Genomic DNA, 7,147 nt, shown 5'->3' with positions numbered 1-7,147 from the left:
CAAATATGGATGTCCGGTAGCGAAAGTCGGCAAGATTCCCGGAGTTGTGGGCTTTTTACCGATTAGGCGCTTGGACGAAGCACAAACAAAAATTTTAGATGCGAGGCGTGATGCTGTTGCGGAATGATCCTGTCGGGGCCTTCGTGGATTACCCGCCAATCCCGATCGCTTCGGCGGCAAGCGGACCGCTCGCCGGCCTGACCCTGGCGGTGAAGGATCTCTATGACGTCGCGGGCTATCCCACCGGCGGCGGCCATCCGCTGCGGCGCGAATGGAGCGGCGGCAAGCCCGACACGGCGCCAGTGGTCCAGACATTGCTGGATGCCGGCGCCCGATTTATCGGCAAGACCCACACCGACGAGTTCGCCTATTCGATGAATGGCGAGAACCCGCATTACGGCACGCCGGTGAACCCGCGCGCACCGGGCCGCATTCCGGGCGGGTCGTCGTCGGGTTCGGTCGCCGCGGTGGCGGCCGGCCTCGCCGATATAGCGCTCGGCACCGATACCGGAGGGTCGATCAGGCTGCCAGCCTCCTATTGCGGGCTGATCGGCCTGCGGCCGACGCATGGCCGCATCGACACGGTTGGGCTGCAGCCGCTGGCGCGCAGCTTCGACACCGTCGGCTGGTTCGCGCGCGACGTCGGTGTCTACGAGGCCGTGGCCCGGCTGCTGCTGCCGGAGGACACCATTCCGCCGCCAATCACCCGCCTCGTCGTCGCCACGGACATCGCCAGCTACGTGCTGGGTCACTTGGAGCGCCGCGTCTTCGAAGACGTGCTCGAGCGGCTGTTTCGGATCATCGACATCGCCGGTGAGGTCCGGGTCGCACCGGATGGCTTCGATGCCTGGCGGCCAATCTTTCGCGCTATCCAGGCCTACGAAGCCTGGGCCGACCACGGCGCCTGGATCACCGAGCACCGACCGGTCCTCGGCGAGGGAGTGCGGCAGCGCTTCGACTGGGCCGAGCGGGTGCCGATCTCCGACTACGAAACCGCTCTTGCCGGGAAAGCCGTCGTACGGGAACACTTGTCGTCATTGGCTGGCTCAGGAACCGCACTGGTTTTCCCGACCGCCCCTTCGGTCGCCTTGCCGCTGGGCATGGCGGGAGAGGCTCTGGAGGCCTATCGCAGCCGGTCGATTTCGATGCTTTGTACGGCTGGGCTGAGTGGTCTGCCGCAGATTTCGATGCCGATCGCGGAGGTGGAGGGACTGCCGTTCGGAATTTCGATCCTTGGTCCGAGGAATTCCGAAATGGCCCTGCTGGCTCTTTGCCGGCGAGCGCTCCAGCAATATCCGGATCGGGGGTGATCAGATCGGTCTACAAGGGTGGCGGGCTTGCCAATCTGTTCATAGCAGGGTGGTATTCTAGAAATCGCTGGCGTTCATGATCCGGACGAGACGACCCATGTGATCTGGCGCAGGATTGTCGGTGCGGCTACGTTGCGCGCGAATTGCCGGTAGCGCAAAAGGCCGGCTCGAGGCCTGGCAGACGAGGGGAAACGACAAATGACCGCGTCCGGCGATTTGCAGCAGGCATTGTTCCAGAGATTGAGAAGCGACGCATCGCTGTCGGCGCTGCTGGGTGGCGCCGGATTGCTTGAACAGCCAGCCGACAATGCCGCCTTTCCCCACGTGACTTGCGGCCAGACCAGTGCCTTCGACTGGGACACGGGCGTCCAGAACACCGACGATCAGTTGATTACGCTGCATGTCTGGTCGAAAGCCCATGGGGATGCCGAAACGCTAGCCATCATGGCCGCCATCCAGGCGCGCCTTGCCGACGCAGCATTGGTGATCGGCCCTCGCGGCCAGACACGACTGTCGCTGGAATTTGCCGAAGCCCGCCATGACGAGGATCTGCTCGTGCATCACGGGCTGCTGCGTTTTCGCGCGATGACGCAGGAAAATGCCTGATGCGCTTTCAATATGGTCAAAACGGAGTCTAGACTGGACTTTCGCGGGATTTCGCCTGTTCGAGGCGGCGAAATCCCAGGTTGACTGTCTCGCGTTGCAGGGGTGTGGCGAGGATGTTTTCAGCGGCGTTCACCGTTCATTTCACGTTCAGCACCGATGCGTTACAACGCCGGTCATGAAAACGCTTCGCTCCCACTTCCGAACCGCGACACTGGCGCTTTGTGCTGCCGGGCTGTTTGCGTCGCAGGCGATGGCGATGCCGGTCATCGCGCCGCCCGACCTGGCCAGTCCGATCGTACTGGCGGCATCCGATTGCTACGCCATCGGCCAACAGGTGGCCGAGCAGAATGGCGGAACGCTGGCCAAGGCCTCGCAATCGACGCGCGGCGGTCAGCCTGTCTGTGTCATCGTCGTGCTCGTTCCGGGCAAGGACGGACAACGTCCGCGCCGTTCCGAGATCGTCGTTCCGCTGAACTGATCCAATCAACCTTAGGCCACGTTTCCCAGGCCGCCGGAATCGGCCTATATCTGCCCCAGTTTTCCATCCGACAAAGCTCTTCCATCCGACAAAGCTCTTCAACAGGTATCGAACTCCGCATGCGTGTACTGGTCGTCGAAGATGACAAGGATCTCAATCGGCAGATATCGGATGCGCTGGTCGATGCCGGCTATGTCGTCGACCGCGCCTTCGACGGCGAGGAAGGCCATTTCCTCGGCGACACCGAGCCCTATGACGCGGTCGTGCTCGATATCGGCCTGCCGCAGATGGACGGCATCAGCGTGGTCGAGCGCTGGCGACGCGGCGGCCGCAAGATGCCGGTGCTGATCCTGACGGCGCGCGACCGCTGGAGCGACAAGGTTTCCGGCATCGATGCCGGCGCCGACGACTACGTCACCAAGCCGTTCCACATCGAGGAGGTGCTGGCGAGGCTGCGGGCTCTGATCCGGCGCGCTGCCGGCCATGCCTCGTCCGAGCTGACCTGCGGACCGCTGCGCCTCGACACCAAGGCCTCCAAGGCCGATGTCGGCGGCGTGCCGCTGAAGCTGACGTCGCACGAATTCCGCCTGCTTGCCTATCTGATGCACCATATGGGCGAGGTCGTCTCGCGGACCGAACTGGTCGAGCATCTCTACGATCAGGATTTCGACCGCGATTCCAACACCATCGAGGTGTTTGTCGGGCGGCTGCGCAAGAAGATGGGCATCGACATGATCGAAACCGTGCGCGGCATGGGCTACCGCATGCGTGAGCCGGAGGCGTAACTCGGAACCGCTCAAACCAACCGCAAGGACGCCGCTTTCGCTGCGTTTGTGGCCGCGTTCGCTGACGTTCCGCGTCATCGCCTTTTCCACGGTCTGGGCGATCGTGACGCTCGTTGTCATCTTCACCTTGATCACCACCCTATACCGCCAGGCCAGCGAGCGCGGCTTCGACAGCCTGCTTTCGGCGCATCTGTTCAACCTGATCGGTTCGATCGGCATCTCCGACAGCGGTGCGCTGACCGGCGCGCCAGATCTCGGCGACCTCCGGTTCTCGGAGCCGAATTCGGGCTGGTACTGGTCGGTTGAGCCCGCTTCGGAAGGCGTGCATGGCGATCTCCATTCGTCGTCGATGACCACGACGATCCCGTCACCGAGCGTTGCCGAGGTGCCGTTCAACGCGAGCTTCCAGCGCAGCTACGCAGCCGAAGGCATCGACGGCGAGCAACTCGAAGTGTTCGAGAGCGAATTCGTCCTCGACGCCAAGAACCGCGCCGCGCGTTTCCGCGTCATGGGCAACCAGAGCGAACTCGAACAGGAAATCGCCACCTTTCAGCGCCGCCTGCTGACCTATCTCAGCCTGTTCGGCGTCGGCATGATCGCCATCAACGCGATCGCAATCCTGCTCGGCCTGCAGCCGCTGCGCCGGGTCAGAAACGCGCTCGCCATGGTGCGCGAAGGCACCGCCCAGAGGCTCGACGGCCGCTTCCCGGCCGAGATCGAACCGCTTGCCAACGAAACCAATGCGTTGATCGAAAACAACAGGCGCATCGTCGAGCGGTCGCGAACACAGGTCGGCAATCTCGCCCATTCGCTGAAGACGCCGCTGGCGGTACTGCTCAACGAGGGCCGCGCGCTCGGCGGCGCCAAGGGGCAGTTGATCGCCGAACAGGCCGCTTCCATGCAGAAGCAGGTCGAACACTATCTCCAGCGCGCCCGCGTCGCGGCACAACGCGACAGCGTGGTCTACCGCACGCCGGTGACGCCGCTGGTGCAGCGCATGGTGCGGGTTCTGCGGAAGCTCAATCCGCAGACAAATCTGTCGCTGTCGCTGCCGGCGGCCGAGATCGTCTTCGCCGGCGAGCGTGAGGACCTTGAGGAACTGCTGGGCAATCTCCTTGAAAACGCGATGAAATGGGCAAAGAGCGCGGTGCAGGTCTCGATCGTGCCCTTGACCGGCAAGGACGACCCGGCCGGCCTGTTCGAGATCGGCATAGAGGATGACGGTCCGGGCATTCCCGAGGACAAGGCGCGCGAGGCGCTGAAGCGCGGACGGCGTCTGGACGAGACAAAGCCCGGAACAGGTCTGGGCCTGGCCATTGTCGCAGACCTCGTCAACGAGTATGGAGGCGTTCTGGCGCTCGAACGGTCCGGTATGGGCGGATTGAAGGCGGTGGTGCGATTGCGGAGCCTTCAGTGATGTTCACCAGAGCCGATCGACATAGAGGGGCGGGAGATGTTGTTGGCGGCATGTCCATTGGTCCCGCAGCGGCCAGCGGCCAAATTTCCGACAAATATCAATACTATGGCCACGCCGACTTCTCGATGACGCGGCCCCCGGCGCATCCATGGCAGGCTCCAACTCAAGAAAACCGGTTGTTGGCATGAAGATTCGCGTCGCGCTTGTTTCCGCATTGCTGGCTGTTTCCGGCTGCACCACCTTGAGCGGCAAGGGTCCAACCGTGGCAGCGACACCGGCCTCGACACCTCCTTCCAGCGGCAAGGTGACCACGACGATCATTTCGGCGATGGGCGGCGGCCTCATCAGCGGGGCGATCGGCAACGGCCTCAGCGAGACCGAGAAGCGCAGCGCGCTCGAGGCTGAGTACAAGGCGCTGGAATACACGACCAGCGGCCAGAAGGTGACGTGGAAAGGCGCCCAGGCTTCGCGCTACGGCGAGGTGGTTCCGGCCCAGCCCTACCGCGTCGGTTCGCAGGACTGCCGCCAGTACACGCAGACGGTGTTTTCCGGCGGCGCCGGAGTCACGGCGCGCGGAACCGCTTGCCGCAACGCCGATGGCAGCTGGACGCCGCTGACCTGACGACCGTCTGCCGACGATTGGCGGCTGGCGTCGTCAAAGCGTCGCAGCATGCATCTGTTGGCACGGCAGAGCTCTGCCGTTATTGGAAGAACCATGCTGTTCTGGGTCATAGCCGCCATTCTCACGCTGGGTGCAAGCCTGGCGGTGCTGTTGCCGCTGGCCGCCAGCGCGAAGGGCGCGTCGTCGAGCGGCGAACATGATCTCGAAGTCTATCGCGACCAACTGTCCGAGCTTGACCGCGACGCTGCGCGTGGCTTGATCCAGCCGGCCGAAGCGGCCGAAGCCCGCGCCGAGATCGCTCGCCGCATCCTTCGCCTTGACAATGCGGGTACCGCCGGCGGCGCAAACGCGGGCCGAGCGCCGGCCACCGCAAGGCTGGTGGCAACCGTAGCCGTGCTGGCGGTGCCGCTGGTCAGTTGGGGGCTCTATGTCAAGCTTGGCTCTCCCGACCTGCCGTCACAACCGCTCAGCGAGCGGTTGGCCAAGAATCCCGCCGACAGTTCGGTCGACGAACTGGTGGCGCGGGCCGAAGCCCATCTGGCCGCCAATCCCACCGATGGCAGGGGCTGGGACGTGCTTGCCCCGGTCTATCTGCGCATGCAGCGCTTTTCCGACGCGGCGGATGCCTATCGCAACGCCATTCGGCTTGATGGCGACAGCGCCGTTCGCCAGGCCGGTCTCGGAGAGGCGATCGCCGGCGCGGCAGGCGGCATTGTCTCGGCCGATGCCCAGGATGCTTTCGAGGCAGCCCTGAAGCTCGATCCGGCCAATGCGAAGGCCAGTTTCTACCTGGCCATGGCGTTGGCGCAGGAGGGTCGCGCCAAGGAAGCGACCACGGCATGGCAGGCGATGCTGGGCAGATTGCCGCCGGACTCGCCATGGCGCGGTGCCGTCGAGCAGGCGCTGGCCAAGTCCGGCAACCCCGAAGTGGCTTCCGGCGGCGCCGCCAACGGCCCCGATGCCGGCGATATCGACGCCGCATCCTCGATGTCGCCGCAGGATCGGGAAGCCATGATCAACACCATGGTTGCCGGCCTTGACGACAAACTGCGGCAAAATCCGCACGACCCGGAAGGATGGATGCGGCTCGTTCGTTCCTATGTCGTGCTTGGCAAGGCCGATCAGGCGCGTGAGGCGCTCGGTCGCGCCATTGCCGTCTTTGGGGCCGACAGTGACCAGGCGAAGAAGTTCACCGCCTTTGCCGCTTCGCTTGGGCTTGCGGCGACGGAGTAGAACAAGACATGACGCGCAAGCAGAAACGATTGTCGGTGATCGCGGGCGGCCTGGTCTTCCTGGGTGCCGCGACCGGGCTGACTTTCTACGCGCTTGGCCAGAAGGCCTCTTATTTCTACATGCCGGCCGATCTCACCACGGCAAGCGTCCAGCCTGGCCAGCGCATCCGGTTGGGTGGATTGGTCGAAAAAGGCACGATCCAGCGCGGGCAGGGGGCCACGGTCGGCTTTTCGGTCACCGACACGCACAAATCGGTCAAGGTCACCTATACCGGCATCCTGCCCGACCTTTTCCGCGAAGAGCAGGGCGTCATCACCGAGGGTAGTTTCGGCCCGGACGGGGTTTTTGTTGCCGATAGCGTGCTGGCCAAGCATGATGAGCGCTATATGCCCAAGGAGGTTGCGGACGGCCTCAAGGCCAAGGGCGTGTGGCAGGAGAGCAAGAGTGAATAGCTCCGGCAGGAGAGCGACAGTGGATCACGGGCATGGTTGAAACCGGACATTTCGCCCTCGTCCTGGCGTTTGCGCTTTCGCTGGTGCAGACGCTCGTGCCGCTGTTTGGCGCACGCCTGAACAACCAGCGCCTGATGGCCGTCGGCGGTCCGGTCGCGGTGACCGGCTTCGCCTTGACGGCGCTGTCTTTCGCAGCGCTGGCGAGTGCCTATGCGAGCTCCGATTTCTCGGTGGCAAGCGTGTG

8 protein-coding genes and 1 pseudogene are annotated in these 7,147 nt (G+C 64.0%); all 9 read left to right on the top strand.

What is annotated here, in order from left to right; all coding sequences use genetic code 11:
- Nucleotides 1–98: 98 nt before the first annotated feature.
- Nucleotides 99–1,310, top strand: coding sequence for an amidase (locus EN955_RS33035; RefSeq protein ID WP_338101300.1), 1,212 nt, complete (start codon nucleotides 99–101; stop codon nucleotides 1,308–1,310).
- 198 nt (nucleotides 1,311–1,508) lie between these two features.
- Nucleotides 1,509–1,916 (top strand): DUF3168 domain-containing protein, encoded by a 408-nt coding sequence (locus EN955_RS33030; protein ID WP_024505288.1) that lies wholly within the window; start codon nucleotides 1,509–1,511, stop codon nucleotides 1,914–1,916.
- A 175-nt stretch (nucleotides 1,917–2,091) separates the two neighbouring features.
- Nucleotides 2,092–2,394 carry a hypothetical protein gene (locus EN955_RS33025; RefSeq protein ID WP_013532640.1) on the top strand — a complete coding sequence of 101 codons (303 nt, stop codon included), beginning with the start codon at nucleotides 2,092–2,094 and terminating at the stop codon, nucleotides 2,392–2,394.
- Nucleotides 2,395–2,513: 119 nt separating this feature from the next.
- Nucleotides 2,514–3,179 (top strand): response regulator transcription factor, encoded by a 666-nt coding sequence (locus tag EN955_RS33020; RefSeq protein ID WP_013532639.1) that lies wholly within the window; start codon nucleotides 2,514–2,516, stop codon nucleotides 3,177–3,179.
- Nucleotides 3,163–4,596, top strand: a complete 1,434-nt coding sequence (locus EN955_RS33015) for an ATP-binding protein (RefSeq protein ID WP_024505287.1) — start codon at nucleotides 3,163–3,165, stop codon at nucleotides 4,594–4,596. The genes EN955_RS33020 and EN955_RS33015 overlap by 17 nt, the downstream gene beginning before the upstream one ends.
- Before the next feature lie 184 nt (nucleotides 4,597–4,780).
- The gene (locus tag EN955_RS33010; RefSeq protein WP_013532637.1) at nucleotides 4,781–5,218 is read left to right on the top strand and encodes a hypothetical protein; all 438 of its coding nucleotides are present in this window, start codon (nucleotides 4,781–4,783) and stop codon (nucleotides 5,216–5,218) included.
- Nucleotides 5,219–5,311: 93 nt separating this feature from the next.
- The gene (gene ccmI, locus EN955_RS33005; RefSeq protein ID WP_024505286.1) at nucleotides 5,312–6,451 is read left to right on the top strand and encodes a c-type cytochrome biogenesis protein CcmI; all 1,140 of its coding nucleotides are present in this window, start codon (nucleotides 5,312–5,314) and stop codon (nucleotides 6,449–6,451) included.
- A gap of 8 nt (nucleotides 6,452–6,459) precedes the next feature.
- Nucleotides 6,460–6,903 carry a cytochrome c maturation protein CcmE gene (ccmE, locus tag EN955_RS33000; protein ID WP_013532635.1) on the top strand — a complete coding sequence of 148 codons (444 nt, stop codon included), beginning with the start codon at nucleotides 6,460–6,462 and terminating at the stop codon, nucleotides 6,901–6,903.
- A 32-nt stretch (nucleotides 6,904–6,935) separates the two neighbouring features.
- A pseudogene (locus tag EN955_RS32995) lies at nucleotides 6,936–7,147 on the top strand (heme lyase NrfEFG subunit NrfE); the annotation flags it as partial.

Origin of the sequence: Mesorhizobium sp. M7A.F.Ca.CA.001.04.2.1 (genome assembly GCF_003998485.1) — a bacterium.
GTDB classification, from domain to species: Bacteria; Pseudomonadota; Alphaproteobacteria; order Rhizobiales; family Rhizobiaceae; genus Mesorhizobium; species Mesorhizobium ciceri.
The sequence above is the reverse complement of the archived record's forward strand: the minus strand, read 5'-3'. Positions and strand labels throughout refer to the sequence as shown.